We start from the raw sequence: 26,171 nt of genomic DNA on the forward strand, positions 1-26,171 counted from the left end.
CGCCCGCCGGCCCCTCTCAGCCGCCGAGGCGCCGTCGGTCCTCCTCGTCCCACGCACGGGTGTCGCGCGGTTCGACGTACGGCTCCTCGTGCGGCGGGTGACCACCGGCCAGGGCGCGCTGACGGGCCAGTTCGGCGTCGAACTCCAGGCCGAGGAGGATCGCCAGATTGGTGATCCACAGCCACACCAGGAAGATGATCACACCGGCGATGGCGCCGTAGGTCCGGTTGTACGAGCCGAAGTTGGCCACGTAGAACGCGAAGCCGGCCGAGGCCACCAGCCAGATCAGCAGGGCGAGCAGACTGCCCGGGGTGATCCAGCGGAAGCCGCGCACCTTGGCGTTCGGGGTGGCCCAGTACAGGACCGCGATCATGATCGTGACCAGCAGGACCAGCACCGGCCACTTCGCGATCGACCACACGGTCAGCGCCGTGTCGCCGACACCGAGGGCGGTGCCCACCTCCTTGGCGAGGGCGCCGGTGAACACCACGATCAGCGCGCTGATCACGGCCATCACCATCAGCACCACCGTCACCCCGACCCGGACCGGCAGCACCTTCCACACCGGACGGCCCTCGGGGACGTCGTACACCGCGTTCGCGCTCCTGATGAACGCCGCGACATAGCCGGAGGCCGACCACACCGCCAGCGCCAGACCCACGATCGCCATGATCGAGCCGAGCCCGGCGTTGCCCTGCATCTGCCGGACGGCGTTGGTGAGGATGTCCCGCGCTGCGCCGGGGGCGAGCTGCTGGATGTTGTCCAGCACCTGCTGCGTCGCCGAGCGCCCGACGATCCCCAGCAGGGAGACGAGCGCCAGCAGGGCCGGGAACAGGGCGAGGATCCCGTAGTACGTCAGCGCCGCCGCCCGGTCGGTCAGCTCGTCCCTCTTGAACTCCTTCAGGGTGCCCTTCAGCACCGCCCACCAGGAACTTCGCGGCAGGTCGGTGGGGCTGTCCGGCGCCCGCCGCTCCACGTCCTCGTCCGGCCCGACCGCCGGCGCCGCCCGCGCGGCCCCACCCTCGTCGCCGCGCCCGGCCTCCTCGTGGCGGTCGGTCTCGCCGTGGCGCCCGGCCTCCTCCTGGCGCTCGACCTCCTCGTCACGCTCGAACCGGTCGGTGTGCCCGCCGTCGCCGGGGGGCGCACCGTGCCTTCCCTGCCCTCTGTGCCGCTTCAGCGTTCGCATCATGCCGAGCGGGTAACCGGCCAGGCACGCCTCATACATCCGCATTCACGGCAAATCGTTCAGCGTGGGGACGCCGGGCGGTCGTAGACGTTGTCCGGGGTGACGATCTCCGTGATCGCGCGGGCGAGCAGCGAGGACGGCTCCTGGCCCTCGTGGGGCACGTCGGTGTTGAGCAGCAGCACCAGGGTCGCCTTCCGGGCGGGCAGATACACGGTCACGCTCTGGTAGCCCGGGATGGAGCCGTTGTGCCCGATCCAGCCGCCGGTCTCGAGGATGCCGAGGCCGTAGGAGGTGCCGGGGAAGCCCGTCGGCAGCGTCATCAGCCGTTCGCGCTGGGTCCGCGGGCTGAGCAGGGTCCCCGTGGCGACGACCTCGGCCCAGCGGCGCAGATCGCGCAGCTCCGAGATCATCGCGCCGGCCGCCCAGGCCCAGCTGGGGTTCCGGTCCGTGGCGTCCTCGATCTCACCGCTGAGCGTCTGGTTGGTGTAACCGTGCGCGTGCGGCTCGGGGAACTCGCGGCTCCCGGAGCCCTCGGGGAACAGCGTGCGGCGCAACCCGGCCGGGCGGAGCACCCGCTCGCGCAGGAAGTCGGCGAAGCGCTTGCCGCCGACCTTCTCGACCACCAGACCGAGCAGGACGAAGTTGGTGTTGGAGTACTGGAACTCTTCACCCGGCGCGAAGACGTTCGGGTGCCGGAAGGCGTACGCGAGCAGCTCACGGGGCGTGAACGAGCGGCTCGGGTCGCTCAACAGGTCGTGCACGAAGCCCGGGTCGGCGCTGTACGGGAAGAGGCCGCTGCGCATCTGCGCGAGATGACGCAACGTGATCCGGTGGCCGTTCGGCACGCCCCGGACGTAGCGGGAGATGGGGTCGTCCAGGCGGACCCGGCGGTCGTCGACGAGCCGGAGCAGCGCGGTGGCCGTGAAGGTCTTCGTCTCGCTGCCGATCCGCATGAACAGGTCGGGCGTCATCGGCCGACGGGTGGCGGTGTCGGCGGCCCCGGTCGAGCGGACGTAGCAGCCCCGGCCCGGCATCCACAGGCCGACGGTGACCCCGGGGATGCCGGCCTCCCGGCGGACGCCCTCGACGGCTTCGTCCAGACGGGCGGTCAGTTCGGGGCCGAGACCGCCGCGCGGACAGTCGTTCTTGTCGTACCGGTCATTGTCGTACCGGCCTTTGTCGTACCGGTCTTCGTCATACCGGTCGGCCGCCGCGTGCACGGCCGTCACGGGAGCCGTCGCGATCGGGGCCAGCACGGACGCCACCAGCAGTGCGGCGGCGAGCGGACGGCGGGAGGGGGTGCGTCGCATGTCGGGGCGCCTTCACGGGAGCAGGGTCTCGAAGGGGCAAGCGTCACCGCCCGAGCTCTGGGCAAAGGCCTCTGCCCCGTACACGTTCCAGCGATTCCACTCGTTCGGAGCCGGGCGGAACCTCACCGTTTTAGGGACCATCCATCGCGGTTCGCTCCTCGCGAAAATCATCGCCGATCGCTATTCTCCCGAATGCCAAAAATCGGGCTCGGCCTCCCTCGTGCCGGTCGGAAAAGCGGATCCCCCCATGGAGCAGGATTCAAAATGAGAACCGATTATGATTCGGTGGATCAAAACCCTGACGGGGTTCAGCAGATCGACACGCAGCCCATCTGGCTCCCCGGCCCGCGTGCCGCGTCCGACGTGTGGGACCCGGACGCCGAGCTGCTCCAGATGGCGTACGCCGCGCACAGCCTGGCTCCCGAACCGGGGCTCGCCGAGGTCCGTGACCTGCCGCGCCGCCCGGTCAGCAGGCGACGCCCCCGCCCGGGGGCCCAGTTCTTCGCCAGGAACCCGCGGCTCGTCCCCGTCGCGTTCTTGATTACGACTATCGCCGTGTGCGCACTGACCATGCTTTATTGGTCGGTCTCCTATTCATACATTCAGTTGCGCGACATCGCGCTGCTGGTGGTGTCGGAGCATCTCGCGCGCTGGTGGCCGCTCACCGTGTACGGGCCGTGGCTTCTGGCGGGTCTGTCGATTGTCCGGGCCGCGGTGCAACAGCGCACCGCCCGGCGGTCCTGGGCGGTGATGCTGCTCTCGTCCGGCACGGCGGTGGCGTTGTGCATCGGCCAGTCCGCGAGTTCCGTGCTGGCCATGGCGATCGTCGGTATTCCGCCGATCACCGCGCTGGTCTGCTTCCGTGAACTCGTCGGCCAGTTCTCGTCCGCGCCCGGCCCCCGGCACGCCGCCGACGCCCTCGGCACCCCCAAGCAGGGCCGGCACTAGGCGGTAGGCGGTGGTCGGTGGGTCGCCGAGCGCGGTCAGCCGAGGGCCTGTTCCGTCCAGATCGTCTTGCCCGTCGCGGTGGGGCGGGTGCCCCACCGCTGGGTGAGCTGGGCGACCAGGAGCAGCCCCCGGCCGCCTTCGTCGTAGCTGCGGGCGCGGCGCATGTGGGGGGCCGTGCTGCTGGCGTCCGACACCTCGCAGATGAGGCTCTCGTCGTGGATGAGCCGCAGCCGGACGGGCGGCTCGGCGTGCCGGATGGCGTTGGTGACCAGCTCGCTGACGACCAGCTCGGTGACGAAGGCCGCGTCGTTCAGGCCCCAGGCATCCAGCCGGCCGAGCGCGTTCTTGCGGGCCTCGGCGACGGCCGAGGGGTCCGGGGCCACGTCCCAGGTGGCGACCCGGCCGGGGTCCAGCGCACGGGGGCGCGCGAGGAGCAGGGCCACGTCGTCGGTGGGCCGCTCGGGCAGTACGGAGCCCAGGACCCGGTCGCACAGCGCGTCCAGGGAGGTGGCGGCGGGGCTGTCCAGCGCCTCGCACAGGCGGGCGATGCCGTCGTCGATGTCGACGCGGACGCCGTCGTCCTCACCGCTGCGGGATCCGATCAGGCCGTCGGTGTAGAGGGCGAGCAGGGCGCCCTCGGGCAGCTCGGTCTCCAGCGACTCGAAGGGCAGCCCGCCCAGGCCCAGCGGGGGCCCCGCCGGGAGGTCGAGCAGGGCGGCGGTGCCGTCCGGGCCCACCACGACCGGCGGCGGATGCCCGGCCCGCGCGAGGGTGCACCGCCGCGACACGGGGTCGTGGACGACGTACAGACACGTCGCTCCGACGATCCCGGTGGTCATACCGGCCACGCCGGAGGTCATGCCGGAGCCCATGCCGGAGGTCATGCCGTCCGTGCCGCCCCCGGTGAACCGGCCCCGCCCGCGGTCGGCCGACCCGGCGGCCCCTTCCGCGGCCTCCGCCTCCGTGGCCAGGCGGGCGACCAGGTCGTCGAGGTGGGTGAGGAGTTCGTCGGGGGGCAGGTCGATGTCGGCGAGGGTGCGGACGGCGGTGCGCAGCCGGCCCATGGTCGCGGAGGCGTGGATGCCGTGGCCGACGACGTCGCCGACGACCAGCGCGACCCGGGCCCCGGAGAGCGGGATCACGTCGAACCAGTCGCCGCCCACCCCGGCGCGGGCGCCGGCCGGGAGGTAGCGGGAGGCGACCTCGACACCGGCCTGCTCGGGCAGGCTCTGCGGCAGCAGGCTGCGCTGGAGGGTGACGGCGGTGCCGCGTTCGCGGGTGTAGCGCAGGGCGTTGTCGATGCTGACCGCCGCCCGGGCCGACAGTTCCTCGGCGAGGACGAGGTCGTCCTGCTCGAAGGGGTCGGGGTGCCGGTGGCGGGCGAAGACGGCGACGCCCAGGGTGGTGCCGCGCGCGGAGAGCGGCACGGTCATCGCCGAGTGGAACCCGAAGTCCCGGATGGTGGCGGCCCGCTGCGGGTCCTCGGCCACCCAGCCGGCGATCGCGGGCTCGGTCACCTGGAACAGCACGGCGCGCCCCGACCGCAGGCTCTCCACCGGCGGGGAACCGTCCGGGTACTCGTCGACCTCGCCGAGCACGACGACCGCCTCGGGCGTCCCCGGGTGGACGGACCGGTGGGCGATCCGCCTGAGGGCCAGGGGACGGCCCGCCGCGGGCAGCCGCGGGGCCTGGCCGTACTCCCCCGCCGCCGCGAGGACGGGGGAGGTGCCGTCGTCGAGGGAGGCCAGCAGGTCGACGCTGATGAAGTCGGCGAGGTCGGGGACCGCGACGTCGGCCAGTTCCTGGGCCGTCCGCGTCACGTCGAGGGTGGTGCCGATGCGCCGGCCCGCCTCGGCGATCAGCTGGAGGCGTCTGCGGGCCCAGTACTGCTCGGTCATGTCGTGCCCGGTGGTCGCCACGCCGAGGACCCTGCCGTTCTCGTCCTGCAGCCGGTAGAGGTCGACCGACCAGGCGCGCTCGCGGGTCTCCCCGGGGGCCCGCGCGTGGTTCTCCAGGTGCTGCGGTTCGCCCGTCTCCAGGGTGAGCCGCATCAGCCGCTCGACCTCCCCGGCGGCGGGATCGTCCAGCGCCTCCGACATACGCAGCCCGCGCAGGTCCTCGTCGTCCAGGCCCAGCGCTTCGCGCGAGCCCCGGTTGGACGCGCGGAACCGCAGGGAGGTGTCGTGCACCGAGGTCGAGCAGCACGGGGAGTCGAGGAGACCGTGCAGCGCGAGGGTGTCGTCGCCCGGGCGGGGCCGTGTCCCCGTCAGGGCGGAGACCAGGAACCAGTCGCGGACCCCGCCGTAGGAGGTGCGGTGGTGGGCCAGGACCTTGACCTCCAGACGACGGCCGTCGCGGTGCCTGAGGACGAGGGTGCCGTGCCAGCGAGGCAGGTCGGCGAGGTCCGGGAGGTCCACCGCCGGGGGTTCCGCGAGCAGGGAGGCCGCGGGCAGGCCCAGGACCTGCGTCGGGGTGTAGCCGAGGAGGCGCTCGGCGCCGGCGCTCCAGCCGGTGACGGTGCCCTGTTCGTCGACGCTGGCCCGCGCGGTGAGCGCCTCACCGAGGGTGTCCGGGCCGGGGCCCGCTCCCGCTGCGTCGACGACACGCCGCTCCATGTCCGCTCATCTCGCTCTCACCGAGACCCGCACCCGGCAAGGCCGCTCCCCACCGAGGCCCGCACCCCTACCTTCGGTATGTCCTATTACATCCCTTTCACACTATTCCGTGACCGCCGGGTGGGCATGGACATCAGCGCCGACCCCCGGGCGGTCAGCGGCGGCGGCGCAGGGACGGGTCGAGGAGCGAGGGCGGCGTGTCGTACTTCTCGTGCGGGGCCAGGTCGGCACCGGGGGCGACGACGGCGTCGATCGCGTCGAGCACATCGGCGGAGAGAACCGTGTCGGCGGCCGCGAGCTGCGCGTGCAGGTGCTCCAGGGTGCGGGGGCCGATGAGCGCGGCGGTCACGGCCGGGTGGGCGGTCACGAACCCGAGGGCGAGCTGGATCAGGGTCAGGCCGGCCTCGTCGGCGATCACGGCGAGCCGCTCCACTGCGGCGAGCCGCGTCCGGTTGTACGGGAGGGTCAGGTCGAAGCGGTCCGGCATGAACGCGGACCGGCTCGTGGCGACGGCCCTGCCTTCGCGGACCGCGCCCGACAGCCAGCCCGAGGCCAGCGGGCTCCACACCAGGACACCGAGCCCGTACTCCTCGGCCACGGGCAGGACATGGGCCTCGACGCCCCGCTGGAGGACCGAGTAGCTGGGCTGCTCGGTGACGTAGCGGCCGAGGCGGTGCTCGCGGGCGGACCACTGGGCCTGGACGATGCGGTGGGCAGGGAAGGTCGAGGAGCCGAAGTAGCGGATCTTTCCCGCGCGTTGCAGGTCGGTGAGGGCCGAAAGGGTCTCCTCGTCGTCGGTGTCCGGGTCCCAGCGGTGGAGCTGGTAGAGGTCGACGTGGTCGACGCCGAGCCTGCGCAGGCTGTCGTCGAGCGCGCTGACCAGCCAACGACGGGAACCGCCCCGGTGGTTGAGCTCCTCACCCATCGGCATGCCCGCCTTCGTGGCCAGCACGATGTCGTCGCGTCGGCCGGCGATGGCCTTGCCGACCATCTCCTCCGACTCCCCGTCGCCGTACATGTCGGCCGTGTCGACGAGGTTGACCCCCGCCTCCAGGGCGGCGTCGACGAGGGCGGTGGCCTCGTCCTGGGTGGTGTGTCCGATCCGGCCGAAGTTCATCGCGCCGAGCGCGAGCGAGCCGACCCGTACACCGGTGCGGCCCAAGGTGCGGTACTGCATGAGTGTTCCCTCCACGTCTGCGTGCCACGACAAACGGGACGCCGTCCCGCTTCCTTGGCCCGACGATACGGAACACTGTCCCGTTTAACAAGCCCGGTAGATTTGGCACGCCAGACGGCGGAGGAGGCGAAGTGACGGACGGCAGCGGGGACGTCAAGGGCGGCAAGGCCGGGTACCACGGCAGCGAGGGCGGCACGCGGCAGGGCGGGCAGGCCGGCAGGCCCAAGCGGGCCGACGCCCGGCGCAACCAGGCGACGCTGCTCGACGCGGCCGCCGCCGCGTTCGTCGAGGTCGGCGTGGAGGCGCCGGTGCGCGACATCGCGGCCCGGGCGGGCGTCGGCACGGCCACGATCTACCGCCACTTCCCCACCCGCGCGGACCTCGTCGTCGCCGTCTACCGGCACCAGGTGGAGGCCTGCGCCGAGGCCGGGCCCGCGCTGCTGGCGGCCGGGCCCACGCCGTACGCCGCCCTCGGCCACTGGATCGACCACTTCGTGCGGTTCCTGGTCACCAAGCACGGCCTCGCCGCGGCGCTCCAGTCCGACGAAGCCGGGTTCCAGAGCCTGCACGCCCACTTCATCGACCGGCTCGTCCCCGTCTGCGCCCGGCTGCTCGACGCCGCCGTCGCGTCCGGCGAGATCCGGTCCGACATCACGGCCCTCGAACTCATGCGGGGCGTCGGCAACCTGTGCATCGGCGCCGAGAACGATCCGGACTACGACGCCGGCCGCCTGGTCGCCGTCCTCGTGGCGGGCCTGCGGCGAGCGGAGTGACGTCCTGTCAACTTCCTTATAAACAACCGGAGTTGGGACCTCCCCGACCGCCCCTGGTCGGTGTGACCGCCACGCTCCCCGCCGGGCAGCGGACGTACCGGCTCACCACGGACGTCTCCCGCCCCGCCTCGCTCTGCGCCGTCAGCACCCGGGCGAGCGCCGAGTGGACCTTCCGCTCCGCCCATGTCTCCGACAGAGAGGCGAAGTGGCTGCCGCCGGGGTCGGTGCGCTTCACCCCGAAGCTGTCGGCGTCCAACACGGCCGAGGCGGGCCGGGTCTTCACCGTCCCGTTCACGGTCGAGGGCACGGCCGGCAACAGGACCGCCCGCGAGCTGTCCTTCCAGGTGTCCTGAGACGACGGGAAGAGCTGGAGGAAGGCCGAGGTCGTCGACCGCGATCATCTGCGACTGCACCACCCGGCCAAGGCGGCCGCCGGGCGCACACGGAACGTCGTACGTACCCGAACAATCTGTGGCCATACACGTGTCACTCCCTTGCCAGCCCGGCGCGTTGAGGCAAACATGGGGCAGCTCGTTTGAGCCGAAACCAATTTCTTCCCCTCCGCACGACAGGTGAGGCATGTCTACAAGTGCGTCCAGAATGCGGCACGCGGCCGGAGACGGTTACGCGTCCACCGGCTCCCTCAAACAGAACGCGCTCGGCGTCCTGGGCATCCTCTTCTTCGTGCTCTCCGCACAGGCACCGCTGACCGGTGTCGCCGGAGCGGCCCCGGTGGCGATAGCCATCGGCAACGGCCCGGGGGTCCCCGCGATGTACGTGGTGGCCGGGGTGGTCGTTCTGCTCTTCTCCGTCGGCTACGTCGCCATGGGCCGCCATGTCGTCGACGCGGGCGCCTTCTACTCGTACGTCGGCAAAGGCCTCGGCGGTACGGCCGCCGCCGGGAGCGCCGGGGTGGCGCTGCTGGCGTACCACGCCATCCAGGCGGCGGTGTACGGGCTGTTCGGGGCCGTGATGAACGGACTGGCGCGGCAGTACCTGGACACGGACATCCCCTGGTGGCTGTTCGCGCTCCTCACGATGGTGATCGTGCAGGGGCTCGGCGCCACCGGTGTCGACGTGGGCGCCAAAGTGCTCGCCGTGTTCGTGCTCGCCGAGATCAGTCTGCTGCTGGTCTTCGGCGTGGTGACGCTCCTCAAGGGCGGCGGTCCCGAGGGGCTGGCCCCCGGCTCCTCCTTCTCCCTGTCGGCGGCGCTCGACGGCGCGCCCGGCGTGGCGCTGATGTTCGCCGTGGCGTCGATGTTCGGTTTCGAGGCGACCGCGATCTACGGCGAGGAGGCGCGCGAGCCGCACCGCACCGTCCCCCGGGCGACCTACCTCGCGGTCGTCCTGGTCACCGTGTTCTTCGCCTTCACGTCCTGGATGCTGATCTCGGCGCACGGCCCCTCCTCCAGCGCGGCCGCCGCCGGCAAGGCGCTGGAGGCCGGGGACGGCGCCGGTTTCGTCGCCGCGCCGGTCGCCGCCGAACTCGGCGCGTGGGCGGGCGACGCGCTGCCGATCCTGCTGGCCACCTCGCTCTTCGCCAGCATCCTGGCGTTCCACAACTCCGCCAACCGCTACCTGTTCTCCCTCGGCCGGGAGGGCCTGCTGCCGCGTGGGCTGAGCACGCTCAACGGCCGCCAGTCGCCGTGGCTCGCGGGTGTCGTGCAGACCGGCATCGCCGCCCTGCTCGTCTTCCCCTTCGCCCTGGCCGGCGAGGACCCCGTCCTCACCCTGTTCTCCTGGCTCAGCGGTCTCGCCGTGCTGGCGATCATGCTGCTGTACCTGCTGACGTCCGTGTCGGTCATCGTGTACTTCCGCCACGAGCGGTCCGGCGACACCCGGCTCTGGAACACGCTGATCGCCCCCGCCCTGGGTGCCGGGGGCATCGCCTGTGCGATCTGGCTGATCATCGCCAACTTCACCACCCTGATCGGCGGCGACACCACCACGGCGGTGTGGCTGGCCCTGGCGGTGCCGGGGGCACTGCTGGCGGGCATGGCGATGCCGCGGCTGGCGGGAACGCCGAGAGGCAGGTAGGCGGGGGCGGGTGCGTGGGGGCTGGTCGCGCAGTTCCCCGCGCCCCTTTCGGGCCTCCGGCCCTCAGGCCGAAAAGCACGGGGCGCAGCCCCTGCTTTTCAGGGGCGCGGGGAACTGCGCGAGAAGCCCCACCGGACCCGCACCCGCCGACGCACTCGCACCCCCCACCCCGCCACGCAAACGGTCACCCCACCGCCCGCTGCTGCCACGCCCCGAACGTCACCAGAGGCTCCCCGCTCTCCAGCGCCCACGGATACGCCGTCACCAGCCCCCCGATCGCCCGGAACACCTCCCCCGCCTCCCCGGCCCGCTTCGCCTGCACCAGCGCGTACGCCAGCAGGTTGAGGTCGGCGACGGCCGCCGCGTGGGTCAGATACCCGGCGCGCGGCCAGTCCTCCATCGCCCGGCCCAGCGCCGCCACCGCGTTCGGCCGGCTCCACAGGTGCACGGCGGTGAGGGCCTCCAGGCCGCCCTGGTCGAGCGTGCCCTGGTAGAGGTCGACGAGCGCGGCGATCTCAAGACCCGCCGTCGGCGCCGTGGGCGCCGCCCCCGCGCGCACCCGGTCCAGGAAGTCGACGGTCTGCGCGTGCGAGCCGCACTCCCACGGCGAGAGATACCCGAGCATCTGGAAGTGCGCCTCGCGGTGCCAGGGATCACGCCGGACGATCTCGTCCCAGAGCGGGAAGACCTCCTGGCTCGGCCGGCGCCACAGCCGCAGCAGACCCAGCCGCACCACCCAGGGGGTGGGGTCCTCCGGCCGCAGCGCGGCGGCGCGCTCGCAGGCGTCGAGCGCCTCCCGGGTCTCCCCCGGCACCGGCTGTTCCTCGTACCGCGCCCGCAGCAGGACACCCCACGCGAACAGCAACTGGGCGTCCGGGTCCTGCGCCTGCTCCTCCGCCCAGGAACGCTGCAGGGCGGGCGAGGCCGACTCCGCGAGGACGCTCAACCGGTGGGCCCTGCGGTCCCAGTCACGGCCGGTGTCGCGCAGCAGCTGCTCGATCATGGCGACCGCGAGACTGCGGCCACCCGAACTGCCCCTCTCCACCAGACGCTTGCGCACCTTCCCGAGGTCCGCGTCGTCGAGTTCGGGGGCGATTCTGATCGTGCCGCGCCGGCGACCGAGGAGAGCCATGGCCGGAGAGTAACGAATTTTGGTCGCACAGTGATGATTCGAGATGGACGTATGCCGATCCGATATCCCGACCGGCAGAGAAAGGCCAGCACTGTAGCCCCAACTGGCTTACGTCGAGGGCCACTTCACCTTATGCACACGATCTCCGCTCCCTACTATCGGAAGATGACGGAACCGACACAGTCCGGCCCGTACACGGGCCCGCCCACGCCTCAGCACCAACCGACGGCTCCCGCACCCGGCTGGGCCCCGCCCCCGCAGCAAGGGGCCCCCTACCCGTACGCGGCCACGCCGCCCGCCGGCTACGGCAGACCCGCCACGCCGCCGGGCGACCCGGCGGCGACCGCCGACCGCACCTCCGGCGCGCTGCTGATACTCGGCGCCGTCCTCGCCGTCGGCTCCTCGTTCGCCACGCTGGACAAGTCGGTCCAGTACGTCGACGAGGCCGAGGAGGAGCCGGTCTACGAGACCGTCGCGAAGGCGTGGTCGTACACCAGCGGGGACATCGGCGGTAAGACGGAGTCGGTCACGCAGTTCTCCGGGGTCCTGCTGCTCCTCGGTGCCCTGGTCGCCGTCGCCGCCGCCGTGCTCCTGCTGACCGGCCGCGGCCGCAGGCCGCTGGGCGCCGGGCTCACCGTCGGAGGCGCGGTCCTGCTCCTCGGCACGACGCTGTCGGTGCTGACGGAGGCGTTCAACGACACCCAGTGGGACGGGGACGGCCGGACCACCACCTTCGGCGCCGGCTTCTATCTGCTGGCCGTCGCCTTCCTGCTGGCCCTCGGCGCGACCGTGACCACCGTCCTCGCCGGCCGCCGCCCCGCCGGCGCCCACCCCGGGCCCGCGCGGACCCCGCAGCCCTGGCAGCCCCCGCCCGGAGGCGCTCCCGCCGCTCCCGCCGCCCAGCCGTTCACGCCGGCCCAGCCCCCGGCTCCGCCGACGGCGCCCCAGGGCTGACCCGCCCCCTCGGGGTGCGGCCTCTCAGGTCGAGCGGTGCCCGACGAAGACCCACGGAACGTGACGGAGCGGACACGGCGCGGCGGAAACGCGACGTGTGTCACGCTGCGGGCGCCCCTCGCCTGTGCTACCTTGACATGAAGTGGCAGTTTTGGTTACCAGAGGCTTCTGAGTGCTCTTCGACCTTCCGTCGACGAGCACTCTTTGTTGTTTCCGGGGCTTTCCGGGACTTTTTCAACTTCCCGTCGGGTCTAACCGTTGCTGCGACACCGGGTCCGCACAGTGCGGCTCCGGGCACTGCATCAAGGGAGTTTCAGCATGGCATCCGGCACCGTGAAGTGGTTCAACTCGGAAAAGGGCTTCGGCTTCATCGAGCAGGAGGGTGGCGGCCCCGACGTCTTCGCCCACTACTCGAACATCGCCACCTCCGGCTTCCGTGAGCTTCAGGAGGGCCAGAAGGTGACCTTCGACGTCACGCAGGGCCAGAAGGGCCCCCAGGCCGAGAACATCGTTCCCGCCTGACGCTGACGCGTAACGCATGAGCCGGGGCCCGCGCCCGAAAGGTGCGGGCCCCGGCTCATGTGCGACAGGCGCCGCCGCATCGAGAAAAAGGTCCCCATGAACCGCACGGCTCGTACGAACAGCAGCTCTTCCTCCCGTCCCCGTACGGAGGGCTCCGCCCGCACGGGCGCGCCCCGGGGCAACCGCGCACGCGCGCAGGGCACGGGAGCAGGCGACCAGGGGACCCCTTCCCGTGGGGACGCCGCGAAGAAGACCACGAGCCGTGGCGAGGCCGCGAAGAACACCGCGAGCCGTGGGGACGCCGCCAAGGGCGGCCAGGGCAGGGGCGGCGCGAGCAAGGGCGGCACGGGCAGGGGCGGCGCGAGCAAGGGCGGCACGGGCAAGGGCGGCGCGGGCCGAAACGGCTCCGCCAGGTCCGGTGCGGCGAAGAGCGGCCGTGGTCGCCGGGGTGGCGGGCGGACCGTCACGGCCCCCGCCGGTGGCGAGTTCGCGCTGCCCGTCACGGTCACGCCCGCGTTGCCCGCGGTCGAGACCTTCGCCGAACTGGGCCTTCCCGCACAGGTGTTGGAGGCGCTGCGGACCGAAGGGGTGACCGAGCCGTTCCCCATCCAGGCCGCGACGCTGCCGAACTCGCTGGCCGGCCGTGACGTTCTCGGCCGGGGACGCACCGGCTCCGGCAAGACCCTCGCCTTCGGCCTCGCCCTGCTGGCCCGTACGGCCGGACAGCGCGCCGAGCCCCGGCAGCCGCTGGCCCTCGTCCTCGTCCCCACCCGCGAACTGGCCCAGCAGGTCACCGACGCCCTCACCCCGTACGCCCGCGCACTCAGGCTGCGGCTCGCCACCGTGGTCGGCGGCATGTCCCTCGGACGGCAGGCGAGCGTGCTGCGCGGCGGCGCCGAGGTGGTCGTCGCGACCCCCGGCCGGCTCAAGGACCTCATAGACCGCGGCGACTGCCGGCTCGACCAGGTGGCGATCACCGTCCTGGACGAGGCCGACCAGATGGCCGACATGGGCTTCATGCCGCAGGTCACCGCGCTGCTCGACCAGGTGCGCCCCGACGGACAGCGGATGCTGTTCTCCGCCACCCTGGACCGCAACGTCGACCGGCTGGTCCGCGACTACCTGAGCGACCCCGTCGTCCACTCCGTCGACCCGTCCGCGGGCGCGGTCACCACGATGGACCACCACGTGCTGCACATCGAGGACGACGACAAGCACGCCACCACGACCGAGATCGCCGCCCGCGAGGGGCGCGTGATCATGTTCCTGGACAGCAAGCACGCGACGGACCGGCTGGTGAAGAAGCTCCTGGCGGTCGGCGTGCGGGCCGCCGCCCTGCATGGCGGCAAGTCCCAGTCGCAGCGCAACCGGGCCCTGAGCCAGTTCAAGGACGGGGACGTGACCGCCCTGGTCGCCACGAACGTCGCGGCGCGCGGCATCCACGTCGACGACCTCGACCTCGTCGTCAACGTCGACCCGCCGGGCGACCACAAGGACTATCTGCACCGGGGCGGCCGTACGGCCCGCGCGGGCGAGTCCGGCACGGTCGTCACGCTCGTCCTGCCGCACCAGCGCCGTGACGTCACCCGGCTGATGGCGGTCGCCGGCATCACCCCGACGACCACGACGGTCCGCTCGGGCGGTGCCGAACTGAACCGCATCACCGGCGCGCAGGCCCCCTCCGGCGTCCCGGTCGTCCTCACCCCGCCGGTCGCCCAGCAGCCGCCCGCCCGCCCCTCCTCGTCGTCACGCGGCCGTCGTAGCCGCCCTTCGCAGGGGCGCCGCCGCGCCCCGGCGAAGGGGAACGGCCGCTGAGCCTGCCGGTACGGCGCGATGTCCCGCGGCGAGGAACTCCGACGGGGGTGACGGGCGTTCACAGGGAGACGTGCGGAACGCACGCGGACGACCGGAACGACCGGCACGACACGGGCTAAGCCGAGGTGGCACGCATGGCGATGTGGGATCGGATCAAGGACCAGGCCAAGGGTCTGCAGCAGCAGGCGCAGGGCGCGCGGGGCGGCAGCGGGCACGGGCAGCCGGGGGCGGGCCCCATGGGTCCCGCGGGAGCCACCGGGTCCCATGGATCCGGGCGGTCCTCCGGCGGCTCCAAGGCCCAGCTGGTGAGCGCGCTCAAGTCCCAGCTCACCTCCCTGAAGACGGAGCTGAAGAGCGGTGCCTACCGGGACGCCAGCATGGCCATGTGCGCCCTGGTCGCCGCCGCCGACGGGAACGTGGACCCGGCCGAGCGGCAGCACGTGGAGTCGCTGATCCTGAACAACGACGTCCTGCAGAACTTCCCCGCGGACCAGCTGCGGCAGCGCTTCAACCGGCACGTCGACCAGCTCTCCCGCAACTTCCAGCAGGGCAAGGCCGAGGCCCTCACGGAGATCGCCAAGGCCGCGAAGAAGCCCACGGAGGCGCGGGCCGTCGTCCAGACCGGCTTCGTGGTGGCGGGCGCCGACGGGTACATCGCCCAGACCGAGGAGCAGGTCCTGCGCGAGGCCTGCGCCACGCTCGGCCTGTCCCCGCAGGAGTTCGGCCTCTGACACCGGCGGCCCGGTGGCTCAGCGCAGCGGGTCCTGCTGCCTGCCCCGGCGCAGAGCGCGGCCGCACCAGACGATGACGGCCGCGTTGGCCGACGCGCCGAGCAGGACCGCGCCGACGGCCATCGCGGCCCCGTCCGGCAGCGCGAGCCACACGAAGCTCACCGGGGCCGTGGCCAGGACGGGGACGACCATCGCCATGGACCCGCCCGAGCCGTCGGCGGAGCTCTCCACGATCGCCCAGACCAGCAGGCCCACGCAGAGCACCAGGTAGGCGAGGGCGAGGAGATCGCCGGGGCCGGGGCGGCGGCGGGGCGGTGCGGCCCGCCGCGGTGCGGGAGGGGTGGTTTCCTCGGTGGTCATGGGGCGGGTCCTGGTCGTCTCGGGGCCGGTTGTCTCGGGGCGGCGGGCCTCAGATGTGGGGGCCCGGGGGGTTCGGGCGGGCCAGGCCCAGGTCGTAGGCGAGGATCGTGGCCTGGACGCGGTCGCGCAGGCCGAGTTTGCGGAGCAGGGCGTTGACGTGGGACTTCACGGTGCCGACGGTGATGCCGAGTTCCTCGGCGATCTCCGCGTTGGTGAGCCCGGTGGCGAGCAGGGCGAGGACGCCCCGCTGGCTGCCGGTGAGGGCGTCGAGGGCGCGGAGGGCGCCGCTGTCCGTCGTCCCCGGCGCGGTGCCGGAGGCGTAGTGGCCGATGAGGCGACGCGTCGCGGACGGGGCGAGCACGCTCTCGCCGGCGGCCACCACCCGGATGCCGGCCAGCAGTTCGGCGGCGTGCACGTCCTTCAGGAGGAAGCCGGAGGCGCCCGCCCGCAGGGCGTCGAAGACGTACGCGTCGAGGTCGAAGGTGGTCAGGACCAGGACGCGGGGCGCGTCGTCCCGGCCGGTGATGATGCGGGTCGCGGCGATGCCGTCCAGCTGCGGCATCCGTACGTCCATGACGACGACGTCCGGTGCCAACTCCTCGGCGAGCCGCACCGCTTCGGCGCCGTCGGCGGCCTCACCGACGACCGTCATGTCCTCCTCCGCGTCGATCACGGCGGCGAACCCCGCCCGTACGATGCCCTGGTCGTCGACGACCAGCACCCTGAGGCTCATCCGTCACTTCCCTCTTCGTCCTCTGTCGCGTCGCCCTGCTGCGGAACCGGTGCCGCCGCGAGCGGCAGCCGGAGGTGGACCGTGTCCGGGCCGCCGGTGGTCAGGGTGCCGCCGAGCGGCGCGACGCGGGCCGTCAGCCGCTCCCGTACGGCGGTGCGCGCTGCGCGCGGCACCCCGGTGGCGGTGAGCGTCAACGTACCGTCGTCCGCGTCGAATTCGAGCATCGCGGGGTGGTCGCCGCCGACGGCGAGGATCGTCTCGGCAGCGTGGTAGGCGGCCAGATCGACGGCGGTGGGCAGACGTTCGGGCACCCGGTCGGTCAGCCGGATCCTCACGTCGCGGCCGGTGGCCCGGGACTGGTGGGCGAGCAGGTCGAGGGCCTGGAGGGTCGGCTGCGGACGGCGTCCGGGGCCCGCGTCGTGTTCGCCGTCGCGGACGGTGTCGAGCAGGGCGCGCATCGCGGCGAGGGCCTCACGGGCACGGTCCGCGACCGCGTCGAGCCTGCCCGCCCGTGCCTCCACGACCATGTCGGCGGTCCGGGACAGCACGGTCGTCTCCAGCCCCGCCGCGATCCGCCGCCGCTCGGCCCACGCGTCCCGTACGGCCTCCTCGGTCCACACGGCGACGCGCTCGTCCCGCAGCCCCCGGTCGCCCCTCTCCCGCCGTCCGCGCAGCACCCCGCCCCGGACGGCGGCCGCCACCACCAACGCCGCCCCGGCGCTCACCCCGGCCCCGACCGCCCACCCGGAGACCGCCGTTCCCCGCCCGAGCACGGCGACGACCCCGGCGAGGCTGTGCACGAGGACGGCCGCGACCGGGAGCACCACCGACTCACGCGTCCAGTCCAGGGGCCGCCGCACCCTCCGGCCCTCCGGGCCCGTCCCGTCCGCCGCGTTCGTGGCCGCAGGTGCCGCCGTAGGCGCCCCGTGGTCCCCCGCGAAGTCCCCGGCCTCCGCGACCCTGCGGGCCGTTCGGGTCGTGAGGGCCGCGCAGGTGGCGAGGAGGCTCAGGGCCGGCGGGAGGAGGGCGGGGCCGGTGTAGTGGGCCGTGGTCATGGCCAGGGGCCACAGGAGGGGCAGGGCGAGGAGGGTGGCGAGGGCCGTCCGGGGAGCGCGGGGCAGCCAGAGCAGGGTGAGCGCCTGGGCCGCGGCGAGCAGGGCGAAGAGGGTGCCGGGAGAGGCCTGCGAGGAGGGTGTCACGGTGTCCGGGCGGATGACCAGCGCCGGGAGCAGGGGTTGCAGGACGAGGCCGACCGCGGCCACCAGCTGCGCCACCCGATAGCCGCGCGGGAACGTCGCCTCCACCGGCGCGGCGGTCCGGCCGGGCAGCGCCGCGCGGATCTCCCAACCGCCCTCCCCCGTCGGCCCGCTGGTCAGCGTGCCGCCCGCCTCGCGCGCCCGGGAGCGCAGGAAACCCTGGCCGCGTCCGCCCCCGAGGCCCGAGGCGTGGGCCGTCGTCCCGGCGGGCGGGGCCGCGCTCGTGACCACGACGTCCGTCCGGCTGTCGCCGTAGCGCACCCGCACCCGGGTGTGCGCGCCCGGCGCGTGCCGGGCCACGTTGGTCAGGCCCTCGCGCACGATGCCGTACGTCGCGTCCGCGACGGCACCGTCCGGCAGGGGGTCGATCTCGCAGTCGATCCGCTGGTCCAGGCGGCGGAACCCGGCGACCAGGTCCAGCAGCCGTTCCTCCGGCGACGGCAGGTCCTCCCGGGAGGGCGCCGGTGCCCGTACGGCACCGAGCGCGCGGGTGACCTCCTGTCCCGTCTCGACGGCGAACTCCAGCGCCTCTCCGGCCAGTTCGGGCCGCTGTGCGCGCAGACCGAGCGCGGCGCCCGCCGTGACGACGACCGCCGTCAGGTGGTGGGCGCTGACGTCGTGCAACTCCCGCTCCATACGCCGCCGTTCGACCGCCGGCAGCCGGTGCCGCTCCGACTCGGCGCGCTTCAGCCGCTGTTCGGCCGCCCACCGCGCGCGCCGGGACCGTCGTACGAGGAGACCGGCGCCGCAGGCGGTGGCGTACAGCAGGGCGGTGAGGACGAGGTCGAGGCCGTCGGGTTCGCTGAGGCCGTGCAGGCTGATCTGCTGCAGGAACTGCCAGGCGGCCAGCGCCACCACACACAACACGGCGGTGAACGTGTCGCGTTCGGCCGCCACGGTGAACAGGGCCAGCGCGACGCCCGCCGTGCCGAGCACGGCCGTCGCGCCGACGGGCAGCGGACCGGCGCCCAGCGCGCACGCGACGGCGACCACGACGAGCGCGACCGCCGGGCGGCTGCGGCGCAGCGTCAGCGCGGCCGTCACGACTCCGACGACCAGGGTCGCCACCAGCAGGTCCGACCCGTTCGGGACGGCCCCGCGCACCAGTGCCGCCCCGGGCCACACCACGGCCTGGGCGACGATCAGCAGGACCGGGAGCAGCCGGTCGTCCTCTGTCCGCATCATGGCCCCACCAGGCTAGGCCGGACCCCGCCCGCCCCGAGTCCGGCTGAGGACCGAGGTCCGCGTCGTACCTGGGTTATAGGCGGGATCGGGGTGCCTGGGGTGTGCGGGTGCCGGGCTTTGTCCACAGGCTGTGGACGGATGCCGCGTGCCGTGGCCGCGCGCGACGGATGTCGTGGCCCACGTGTGGTGGCGGGTGCCGTGCCCGGCGCGCGGTCGGTGCGGGTCCTGCCGTGGCGGCGGCCTCAACTGCTCGCGTGGGCAGGGGAGTCGCGGGCGGCGGTCAGTGGACCGCGAGGTGTGATCACCGCCGCCACCCAGGCCGAACAGCCGCCGTTCGCCGCCGGCAGGTTCACCAAACTCCAGTTCCTCTCCGGCGGCATCGGTCCGCCCGAAGCCGGCCGCCCGGATCGCCGGCACGGACCCGGAACCGACGAAGGTCTGGCCGCGACCGGGGCTCCTCCGCCATCGCGCCCGAGGCTTCCGCACCACCCCTCCCGAGACGTCCGCGACCCCGCTCCCGGCATGCCGTTGTCAGTGCCGGGGGCTAGTCTCCGGACAACCGACCGTATGCCCGTTTGTCCGTTTCAGGGAGGTCCTCATGGTCTCGCGGCTCAACCCCTACCTCAGTTTCGACGGCGACGCCCGGCAGGCGATGGAGTTCTACAAGGAGGTCTTCGGCGGCGAGCTGACGCTGCACACCTTCGGCAGCTTCGGCCAGCCCGACGCCCCGGAGTCCGACAAGATCATGCACGGCATGCTGGAGGCGCCGAACGGCTTCACCCTGATGGGCGCCGACACCCCGCCCGGCATGGAGTACCAGGGCGGCGGCGGCTTCTCCGTCAGCCTCAGCGGCGAGGACGAGACCGAGCTGCGCGGCTACTGGGAGAAGCTCTCCGCGGGCGGCACCGTCTCCGTCCCGCTCGACAAGCAGATGTGGGGCGACGTCTTCGGCATGTGTACGGACCGCTTCGGCGTCCCATGGATGGTCAACATCAGCGAGCCGCAGGGCTGAGCGCCGGCGGGCCGCGGGAGCTGAGCGCGCCCGCGCGCACAACCCACGGCTGCGGCGTCTCGTTGAGTCCACGGCACCACCGTCCGGTGGAGCACGCGGACCCGACGGACGAGGAGACCGAAGGTGCCCAGGGTCGAGGCGAACGGCGTCGAGCTCTTCTACGAACTGGCCGGGTCCGGCGACCCGTTGGTCCTGGTGCACGGCTCCTGGGGCGACCACCACACCTGGCTCCCGGTCCTCCCCGCCCTCACCGAACGCTTCCGTGTCCTGGTCTACGACCGCCGCGGCCACAGCCGCAGCGAACGGCCACCGGGACAGGGGAGCCGACGTGAGGACGAGGAGGACCTCGCCGCCCTGATGGAGACCCTGGACCTCGCCCCGGCGTACGTCGCGGGCCACTCCTTCGGGGCCTCGACCGCCCTGGGGCTGGCCGCCCGCCGCCCCGGTCTCTTCCGGGGCCTGATCGCCCACGACCCGCCGCTGACGGGCATCGTGTCCGACGGGCCCGCCGCCGCCCCGTCGCCGCCGAAGGACGTCGCCGAGAGGCTCGCGTCGGTCCTCGCCCACCTCCGCGCCGACGAACGCCTCGCGGCGGCCCGTCAGTTCACGGACGAGATCGCCGTCGGCCCCGGCACCTGGGACCGGCTCCCTCCCATGGTCCGGCAGACCTTCCTGGCCAACGCCCCCACCTTCCTCGACGAGCACGGCGACCCGCACCGGGCCGACCTGGACCTCCCCCGGCTCTCCGCGTTCACGGGCCCGGTCCTCCTCACCGGCGGCACGACCGGCCCGTCGTGGTTCGCCGAGGTGACCGCGCGACTCGCCGAGGCCCTTCCGCAGGCGGTCACCCACACCTTCCACGGCGCGGGCCACATCCCCCAGGTGACCCACCCGGAGGCGTACGCGCGTGCCGTGACGGCCTTCGTCGAGACGACCGGCACGGCACGCGCGTCCCTCAGCCGAAGCTGACGTTCAGCTTGCCGTCGCTGCCGAAGGACCAGTGCAGCCCGCCGGAGTACGAGGAGCACCGGGAGCCGTTCGTCCCGGACCAGAACTGGTTGGAGCTGTCGGAGCTGCCGATGATCCGGTCGTTCGTGCCGCTCCCGCTCCGGCACGAGGTGTTGTCGCGGAACACCGACGTACCGCCGTCGAAGTTGAAGTTCCGCTCGGTGTTGTCGATGCTCACGTTGCCCGAGACCGCCATGGAGCCCGGGTTGCTGTTCCACGTGAAACCGTGCTTGCCGTTGTCGTAGGCGATGCTGCGCCGGACGATGTGGTTGACCGCGATGTCGTCGCCGCCGAGCTTGTAGCCGTTGCGGTCGCCGTTGCCGGCCTGCGAGCCGTCGCTGAGCGTGCCGTTCTCGTAGGCGAGGGAGTCCTCGATGGTCACCGGCCCGATGGGCCCGGTGTCGGTCTTGGTGTAGAGGTCCCAGCCGTCGTCGATGTTGTTGTGGGCGACGGCGTACCGGAACACGTTCCCGGGCCCGGTCGTCAGCTTCGCCGCGAACCCGTCCGCGTCCTCGCCGTCGGAGTCGGCGTTGTCGTGCGACTCGGCGCTCAGGATGAGGTTGTTGGCGGGCCACTCGCTGCTGGGCGAGGTGGAGGCGATACGGCCGAGCTGGAGGCCCGTGTCACGGTTGAAGCGGGTCACGGTGCGCTCGATGACGTTGTTGCTGCCACCGACGTAGATGCCGTTGTCCCCGGCCCGCTCGACGACGAGGCCCTTGACGTGCCAGTACGAGGCGTTGAGCTGGAGCCCCCGGTTCGACGAACTCTCGCTCTGCGCCGAGAAGTTGAGGACCGGCGTCTCACCCGGGTAGGCGGTCAGGGTGGTCCGGGCGGCGGAGGTGCCGGAGCTGCCGACCGGGATCGTGACGGTCGACGCCTGGGCGTAGGTGCCGCCGCGCAGGTAGATCGTCCCGCCGGCCGTGATCCGGCTGATGGCCGAGGTGAGGGTGGTGGGGGCGGAGACGGTGCCGGCCGCGCTGTCGGTCCCCGTCGGCGAGACGTAGAGGGCGGAACTCGACGGCGGCGGGGTGGTGGTGCCGCCGCCCTCGGGCACGTTCGCGTCGAGGTAGTCGAGGTTGGGGAGCCCGGTGGCGGACGTCGGGTTGATCCGGATGACGTTGCTGCCCGATGCGACCGGCACGGTCAGCGTCTTGGTGGTCCACGCCGTCCAGGTGCCGGTGCTCTCGAAGGACGTGGTCGCGGCGGTCGTCCCGTTGACGGTGACGCTCGCGGCCCGTACGGCCGTGGTGCCGTTGGCGAACCGGACGGACAGGGTCGCCGTGCCCGATGCGGGTGCGGTCACGGTGAACTGTGCGTAGGCGCCGGCGGCGTTGGTGCCGTTGCAGAATCCGCTGCCCGAGTATCCGGCCCAGTCGGAGTCGATGGTCCCGGTGCAGACGGCGGGTGCCGACTCCGCCTCGTACCGGGTGGTCGCGGCCTGCGCCGCCGTGCCGGACAGCGCGACCAGCAGCCCTGCCACCAGGCCTGCGCTCGCCGTCGCCATGACGGTTCTCACGTGCGTCGATTGCATCGTTCGGTCTCCAGGGATGAGATCCAGAATGTGGTCCGAAGTGCATGCAGAAAGCGCTTTCCCTGGAGGGAGTGTCCGGGGGTGAACTGAGCACGTCAATAGAACGCGCAGACTTTTGTTCACATGGATGAACTTGAGGTGGACGACGAGAACGCTGCGGAACGTCTTGACCTGCGCGTAGCCGCCTCAGGGAGCAGTGATCGTCCGAGCATGTGAATTCGCTGAGCGAGCCGGGGGTGGCGGCGCGGCCGGTCCGCTCGCTTTTCCGGGATTTTTTCGGAGGGGGCCGGGCGGGCGGCGGTGACAGCGGAAAGGGCGGGGACAGCCGCCGGCGGGGACGGCCGGTGGCGGGGACGGCCGGTGGCGGGGACGCCGCCGGCGGGGACGGCCGGTGGCGGGGACGCCGTCGGCGGGGACGGCCGGTGGCGGGGACGCCGCCGGCGGGGACGGCTGGTGGCGCGGACGACCGCCGACCCGCCGACGGGGACGACCGCCGAGGCGGACGACCGGTGCCGCGGACAGCTGAACCAGGGGGCCGCGGGCCGGACACGACAAAGGCAAGGAGGTCATGCACTCCTTGCCACTCTCAACGTATAGCGCACCAGGGGGCTTGCGGCAAGGCCCCCGTGGTGCCGCAGAATCTCCGGCCTGAGCCTGATGCGACGAAAACCGGGGGCGCTTGGATGCGTGTGCTGTTGGCGAACCACGACTCGCGCGGAGGCGTCGAGCCGCTGGTGGGACTCACGGTCCGGCTGCGCGGCCTCGGCGCGCAGGCGCGGGGGTGCGCGCCGCCGGACGAGGAGTTCACGCGGCGGCTGGCCGGTGTCGGCGTACCGCTGGTGCCGTTCGGCCGCCCCGTACGCGCGCTGATGACCGCGGCGGCGCCGCCGACGCCGGACGGCGTGCCCCGGCGTGCGGCCGAGCTGCTCGCGGAGTTCGGCGCGGTCGTCGAGGCGGCCGAGGGCTGCGACGTGCTGGTGGCGACGGGGCCGCTCCCGGACGCGGCGGGTGTGCGGTCGGTGGCCGACAGGCTGGGCGGCCCGTACGTGTACGCGAGCTTCCAGTCCGTATCGTTGCCGTCGTCCCACGCGCTCTTCCGCCGCGTCGCCGCCGTCGTGCACCACGGCGGTGCGGGTACGACGACGACGGCGACCTGGGCGGGCACGCCCCAGGTGGTGGTGCCCCAGGGCGCGGACCAGCCGTGCTTCGCCTCCCGGGTGGCCGCCCTCGGCATCGGCGTGGCCCACGACGGCCCGACCCCGACGTCCGAGTCCCTGTCGAGCGCGCTGAAGATGGCCCTGGCGCCGGAGACGGCGACACGGGCGGCGGAGGCGGCCGGGATGGTCCTGCTCGACGGGGCGAGACGGGCGGCACGACGGCTGCTCGACACGTACTGAGGGGGAGGGGGAGGGCGGTGACGGCGAGCGCCCCACACTCCACCGCCTCACCCCGACCCCGCCCCACCTCGACCCCGCCCCGGCCCGGCCCGGCCCACCTTGCCCGCCCTCCCCTCCACTCCCCTCTTCTCCCTCCCCTCTCGCAGCACGCGGACATGACGTTCGGAGTCCATGAGATGACCCCCCCGACCACCCACACCGACCCCAGCGCGTTCCGCCTCCCCGACCGGCTCGCCGCGAAAGCCGACCCCGCCCTCGTCGCCACCGACGAGCGGCACTTCGCGGCGCTCGCCACCTGTCTCGCCCAGTCGATCGCCGAGGTCTCCACCCAGCTCGACGCCGCACGGCGGGCCCCCGGCGGCCTGGGCCGGCACGCCATGGACCGCGACACCGAGATCCACCGCCTGACCGCCCGTCTGCGCACGCTGCGCCGCTTCGGCCTGGACCTGTGCCTCGGCCGCATGGTGACGGAGGACGACCCGGAGACCCCCGTCTACATCGGCCGCCTCGGCCTCACCGACAGCACCACGGGCCGCCGCCTGCTGGTCGACTGGCGCTCCCCCGCCGCCGAACCCTTCTTCGGCGCGACCCACGCCAACCCGATGGGCCTCACCAGCCGCCGCCGCTACCGCTGGACGAACGGCCGTATCAGCGACTACTGGGACGAGATCTTCTCCTCGTCCGCACTCGACAGCCTCACCGACGGCCACCGCCACAACGCCGCCCTCGACGACCAGTCCGCGTTCATCGCCAGCCTGGGCGCCAACAGGTCGGAGCGCATGCGGGACGTCCTCGGCACCATCCAGGCCGACCAGGACGCCATCATCCGCGCGAGTTCCCGGGGCGCGCTGGTCGTGGACGGCGGCCCCGGCACCGGCAAGACGGTCGTCGCCCTGCACCGCTCGGCGTACCTCCTCCACTCCGACCCCCGGCTGGGCCACCGCCGGGGCGGCGTCCTCTTCGTCGGCCCGCACCGCCCGTACCTCTCCTACGTCGCCGACGTGCTGCCCAGCCTCGGCGAGGAGGGCGTACAGACGTGCATCCTGCGGGACCTGGTCGAGGAGGGGGCGGCGGCGGCCGTCGAGCCCGACCCGGAGGTGGCCCGTCTGAAGTCGTCCGCGGCGCTGGTGGGCGGGATCGAGAAGGCCGTCCGCTTCTACGAGGAACCGCCGACCGAGGGCATGACGGTCACGACGCCCTGGTCCGACATCCGGCTGAGCCCCGCCGACTGGACGGCGGCCTTCGACGCGGCGGAACCGGGCACCCCGCACAACGAGGCCCGCCACCAGGTCTGGGAGGAGCTGCTCACGATCCTGACGGACAAGCACGAGGCGGAAGCCGCCGCCCGCCCCGCCGGGGACCCCGATGCCGACACGGCCGTACCGCCCGCCCTCCTGCGCAAGGCGCTCCTCCAGAACAGGGACCTGGTCACGACCTTCAACCGGGCCTGGCCGCTCCTGGAGGCGGCGGACCTGGTGGGAGACCTGTGGACGGTGCCGGCGTATCTGCGGCTGTGCGCCCCCTGGCTGACCCGTGACGAGGTGCGGCGCCTCCAGCGCGAGGACCCGCGGGCCTGGACGACCTCCGACCTCCCCCTCCTCGACGCCGCCCGCGGGCGCCTCGGCGACCCGGAGACGGCCCGCCGCAAGCGCCGCCACGAGGCCACCCTCGCCGCCCAGCGCGAGCGGATGACCCAGGTCGTGGACAACCTCGTCGAGGCGGTCGCCAACTCCGGCGCCGACGGTGACGACGGAGAGGGCCTGGTGACGATGCTGCGCGGCGAGGACGCCCAGGTGAGCCTGGTCGACAACTCCGAACTCGTCACCGCGGACCCGGACCTGCTGGCGGGCCCGTTCGCCCACATCGTCGTGGACGAGGCGCAGGAACTGACGGACGCGGAGTGGCAGATGCTGCTGCGCCGCTGCCCGTCCCGCAGCTTCACGATCGTCGGCGACCGCGCCCAGGCCCGGCACGGCTTCACGGAGTCCTGGCAGGAGCGCCTGAACCGGGTGGGCCTGGACCGCATCACACAGTCCTCCCTCACCATCAACTACCGCACCCCGGAAGAGATCATGACGGAGGCGGAACCGGTCATCCGAGCCGCGCTCCCCGACGCGAACGTCCCGACGTCCATCCGCAGCAACGGCATCCCGGTCGAACGCACCCGCACGTCCGACGTGGAGACGGCACTCGGCTCCGTCCTGGACACCTGGCTGTCCGCCGACCCGGACGGAACCGCGTGCGTGATCACCGCGCCGGACTCCGCGACGCGCGTCCGCCCGACGCCCGGCCCCGGGGCGACGCCCGTCCCCCGAACCCCCCGAGTCCGCCACCTCACTCCCGAACTGTCGAAGGGCCTCGAATTCGACCTCGTGGTCCTCGTCGACCCGGAGACCTTCGGCGAGGGCGTCGAGGGAGCGGTGGACCACTACGTGGCCATGACCCGGGCGACGCAACGGCTGGTGATCCTCACGACCGCCTGAGCCCGA

21 protein-coding genes are annotated in these 26,171 nt (G+C 73.0%); 12 read left to right on the forward strand and 9 right to left on the reverse strand.

Translation table 11 applies throughout. From position 1 onward, the window contains the following. Window positions 1–16 precede the first annotated feature (16 nt). Window positions 17–1,189: a YihY/virulence factor BrkB family protein gene (locus ACZ52C_RS10480; protein WP_469074336.1), complete on the reverse strand. Its 1,173-nt coding sequence runs from the start codon at window positions 1,187–1,189 to the stop codon at window positions 17–19. 56 nt (window positions 1,190–1,245) lie between these two features. After that, the gene (locus ACZ52C_RS10485; RefSeq protein ID WP_469074337.1) at window positions 1,246–2,496 is read right to left on the reverse strand and encodes a serine hydrolase domain-containing protein; all 1,251 of its coding nucleotides are present in this window, start codon (window positions 2,494–2,496) and stop codon (window positions 1,246–1,248) included. Between the two features lie 285 nt (window positions 2,497–2,781). Here ACZ52C_RS10485 and ACZ52C_RS10490 point away from each other — a divergent pair, with 285 nt between their 5' ends. Further along, window positions 2,782–3,444: a DUF2637 domain-containing protein gene (locus ACZ52C_RS10490; protein WP_469074338.1), complete on the forward strand. Its 663-nt coding sequence runs from the start codon at window positions 2,782–2,784 to the stop codon at window positions 3,442–3,444. Between the two features lie 35 nt (window positions 3,445–3,479). On the opposite strand, the gene ACZ52C_RS10495 is transcribed toward ACZ52C_RS10490, so the two are convergent. Together ACZ52C_RS10495 and ACZ52C_RS10500 are read right to left on the reverse strand one after the other, a co-directional pair. Next, on the reverse strand, window positions 3,480–6,059 hold the full coding sequence (locus ACZ52C_RS10495) for a SpoIIE family protein phosphatase (protein WP_469074339.1): 2,580 nt from the start codon (window positions 6,057–6,059) through the stop codon (window positions 3,480–3,482). 154 nt (window positions 6,060–6,213) lie between these two features. Then, entirely contained in the window at window positions 6,214–7,236 is a 1,023-nt protein-coding gene (locus tag ACZ52C_RS10500) for an aldo/keto reductase (protein ID WP_469074340.1), read from the reverse strand. A 257-nt stretch (window positions 7,237–7,493) separates the two neighbouring features. On the opposite strand from ACZ52C_RS10500, the gene ACZ52C_RS10505 reads away from it, so the two are divergent. From ACZ52C_RS10505 to ACZ52C_RS10515, 3 genes are all read left to right on the forward strand, one after another. After that, window positions 7,494–8,009, forward strand: a complete 516-nt coding sequence (locus ACZ52C_RS10505) for a TetR/AcrR family transcriptional regulator (protein WP_469074786.1) — start codon at window positions 7,494–7,496, stop codon at window positions 8,007–8,009. 62 nt (window positions 8,010–8,071) lie between these two features. Further along, window positions 8,072–8,362, forward strand: a complete 291-nt coding sequence (locus ACZ52C_RS10510) for a hypothetical protein (protein ID WP_469074341.1) — start codon at window positions 8,072–8,074, stop codon at window positions 8,360–8,362. 247 nt (window positions 8,363–8,609) lie between these two features. Then, the gene (locus ACZ52C_RS10515) at window positions 8,610–10,046 is read left to right on the forward strand and encodes an APC family permease (protein WP_469074787.1); all 1,437 of its coding nucleotides are present in this window, start codon (window positions 8,610–8,612) and stop codon (window positions 10,044–10,046) included. A gap of 184 nt (window positions 10,047–10,230) precedes the next feature. Here the strand turns inward: ACZ52C_RS10515 and ACZ52C_RS10520 are convergent, their stop codons facing one another. Next, the gene (locus tag ACZ52C_RS10520) at window positions 10,231–11,178 is read right to left on the reverse strand and encodes a hypothetical protein (protein ID WP_469074342.1); all 948 of its coding nucleotides are present in this window, start codon (window positions 11,176–11,178) and stop codon (window positions 10,231–10,233) included. Window positions 11,179–11,343: 165 nt separating this feature from the next. Between ACZ52C_RS10520 and ACZ52C_RS10525 the strand changes: the two genes are divergently transcribed. The 4 genes from ACZ52C_RS10525 (at window position 11,344) to ACZ52C_RS10540 (ending at window position 15,200) form a co-directional block, all read left to right on the forward strand. Continuing rightward, window positions 11,344–12,132: a hypothetical protein gene (locus ACZ52C_RS10525; protein ID WP_469074343.1), complete on the forward strand. Its 789-nt coding sequence runs from the start codon at window positions 11,344–11,346 to the stop codon at window positions 12,130–12,132. A gap of 318 nt (window positions 12,133–12,450) precedes the next feature. Next, entirely contained in the window at window positions 12,451–12,654 is a 204-nt protein-coding gene (locus ACZ52C_RS10530; protein ID WP_005483357.1) for a cold-shock protein, read from the forward strand. A 96-nt stretch (window positions 12,655–12,750) separates the two neighbouring features. Beyond that, window positions 12,751–14,469, forward strand: a complete 1,719-nt coding sequence (locus tag ACZ52C_RS10535; protein ID WP_469074344.1) for a DEAD/DEAH box helicase — start codon at window positions 12,751–12,753, stop codon at window positions 14,467–14,469. A 134-nt stretch (window positions 14,470–14,603) separates the two neighbouring features. Next, window positions 14,604–15,200 (forward strand): tellurite resistance TerB family protein, encoded by a 597-nt coding sequence (locus ACZ52C_RS10540; RefSeq protein ID WP_469074345.1) that lies wholly within the window; start codon window positions 14,604–14,606, stop codon window positions 15,198–15,200. A gap of 18 nt (window positions 15,201–15,218) precedes the next feature. Here ACZ52C_RS10540 and ACZ52C_RS10545 read toward each other — a convergent pair whose 3' ends face one another. Genes ACZ52C_RS10545 through ACZ52C_RS10555 form a run of 3 tightly spaced genes read right to left on the reverse strand, consistent with a single transcriptional unit; the run spans window position 15,219 to window position 18,731 of the window. Next, complete coding sequence (locus ACZ52C_RS10545; RefSeq protein ID WP_469074346.1) at window positions 15,219–15,560, reverse strand: SCO4225 family membrane protein; 342 nt, start codon at window positions 15,558–15,560, stop codon at window positions 15,219–15,221. Between the two features lie 49 nt (window positions 15,561–15,609). Then, a complete protein-coding gene (locus ACZ52C_RS10550; RefSeq protein ID WP_469074347.1) occupies window positions 15,610–16,293 on the reverse strand; it encodes a response regulator in 684 nt (227 codons plus the stop codon). Further along, entirely contained in the window at window positions 16,290–18,731 is a 2,442-nt protein-coding gene (locus ACZ52C_RS10555) for a sensor histidine kinase (protein ID WP_469074788.1), read from the reverse strand. The genes ACZ52C_RS10550 and ACZ52C_RS10555 overlap by 4 nt, the downstream gene beginning before the upstream one ends. 601 nt (window positions 18,732–19,332) lie before the next feature. Here ACZ52C_RS10555 and ACZ52C_RS10560 point away from each other — a divergent pair. Together ACZ52C_RS10560 and ACZ52C_RS10565 are read left to right on the forward strand one after the other, a co-directional pair. Next, a complete protein-coding gene (locus tag ACZ52C_RS10560) occupies window positions 19,333–19,746 on the forward strand; it encodes a VOC family protein (protein WP_469074348.1) in 414 nt (137 codons plus the stop codon). 123 nt (window positions 19,747–19,869) lie between these two features. After that, window positions 19,870–20,715: an alpha/beta fold hydrolase gene (locus tag ACZ52C_RS10565; RefSeq protein WP_469074349.1), complete on the forward strand. Its 846-nt coding sequence runs from the start codon at window positions 19,870–19,872 to the stop codon at window positions 20,713–20,715. Here ACZ52C_RS10565 and ACZ52C_RS10570 read toward each other — a convergent pair. Next, window positions 20,702–22,258: a carbohydrate-binding protein gene (locus tag ACZ52C_RS10570; RefSeq protein WP_469074789.1), complete on the reverse strand. Its 1,557-nt coding sequence runs from the start codon at window positions 22,256–22,258 to the stop codon at window positions 20,702–20,704. The two genes, ACZ52C_RS10565 and ACZ52C_RS10570, sit on opposite strands and share 14 nt — an antisense overlap. A gap of 710 nt (window positions 22,259–22,968) precedes the next feature. On the opposite strand from ACZ52C_RS10570, the gene ACZ52C_RS10575 reads away from it, so the two are divergent. Together ACZ52C_RS10575 and helR are read left to right on the forward strand one after the other, a co-directional pair. After that, window positions 22,969–23,682, forward strand: coding sequence for a nucleotide disphospho-sugar-binding domain-containing protein (locus tag ACZ52C_RS10575; protein WP_469074350.1), 714 nt, complete (start codon window positions 22,969–22,971; stop codon window positions 23,680–23,682). Window positions 23,683–23,858: 176 nt separating this feature from the next. Further along, a complete protein-coding gene (helR, locus tag ACZ52C_RS10580) occupies window positions 23,859–26,165 on the forward strand; it encodes an RNA polymerase recycling motor ATPase HelR (RefSeq protein ID WP_469074351.1) in 2,307 nt (768 codons plus the stop codon). The last annotated feature ends 6 nt before the right edge of the window (window positions 26,166–26,171 follow it).

This window comes from Streptomyces sp. NPDC034049 (assembly GCF_055575575.1).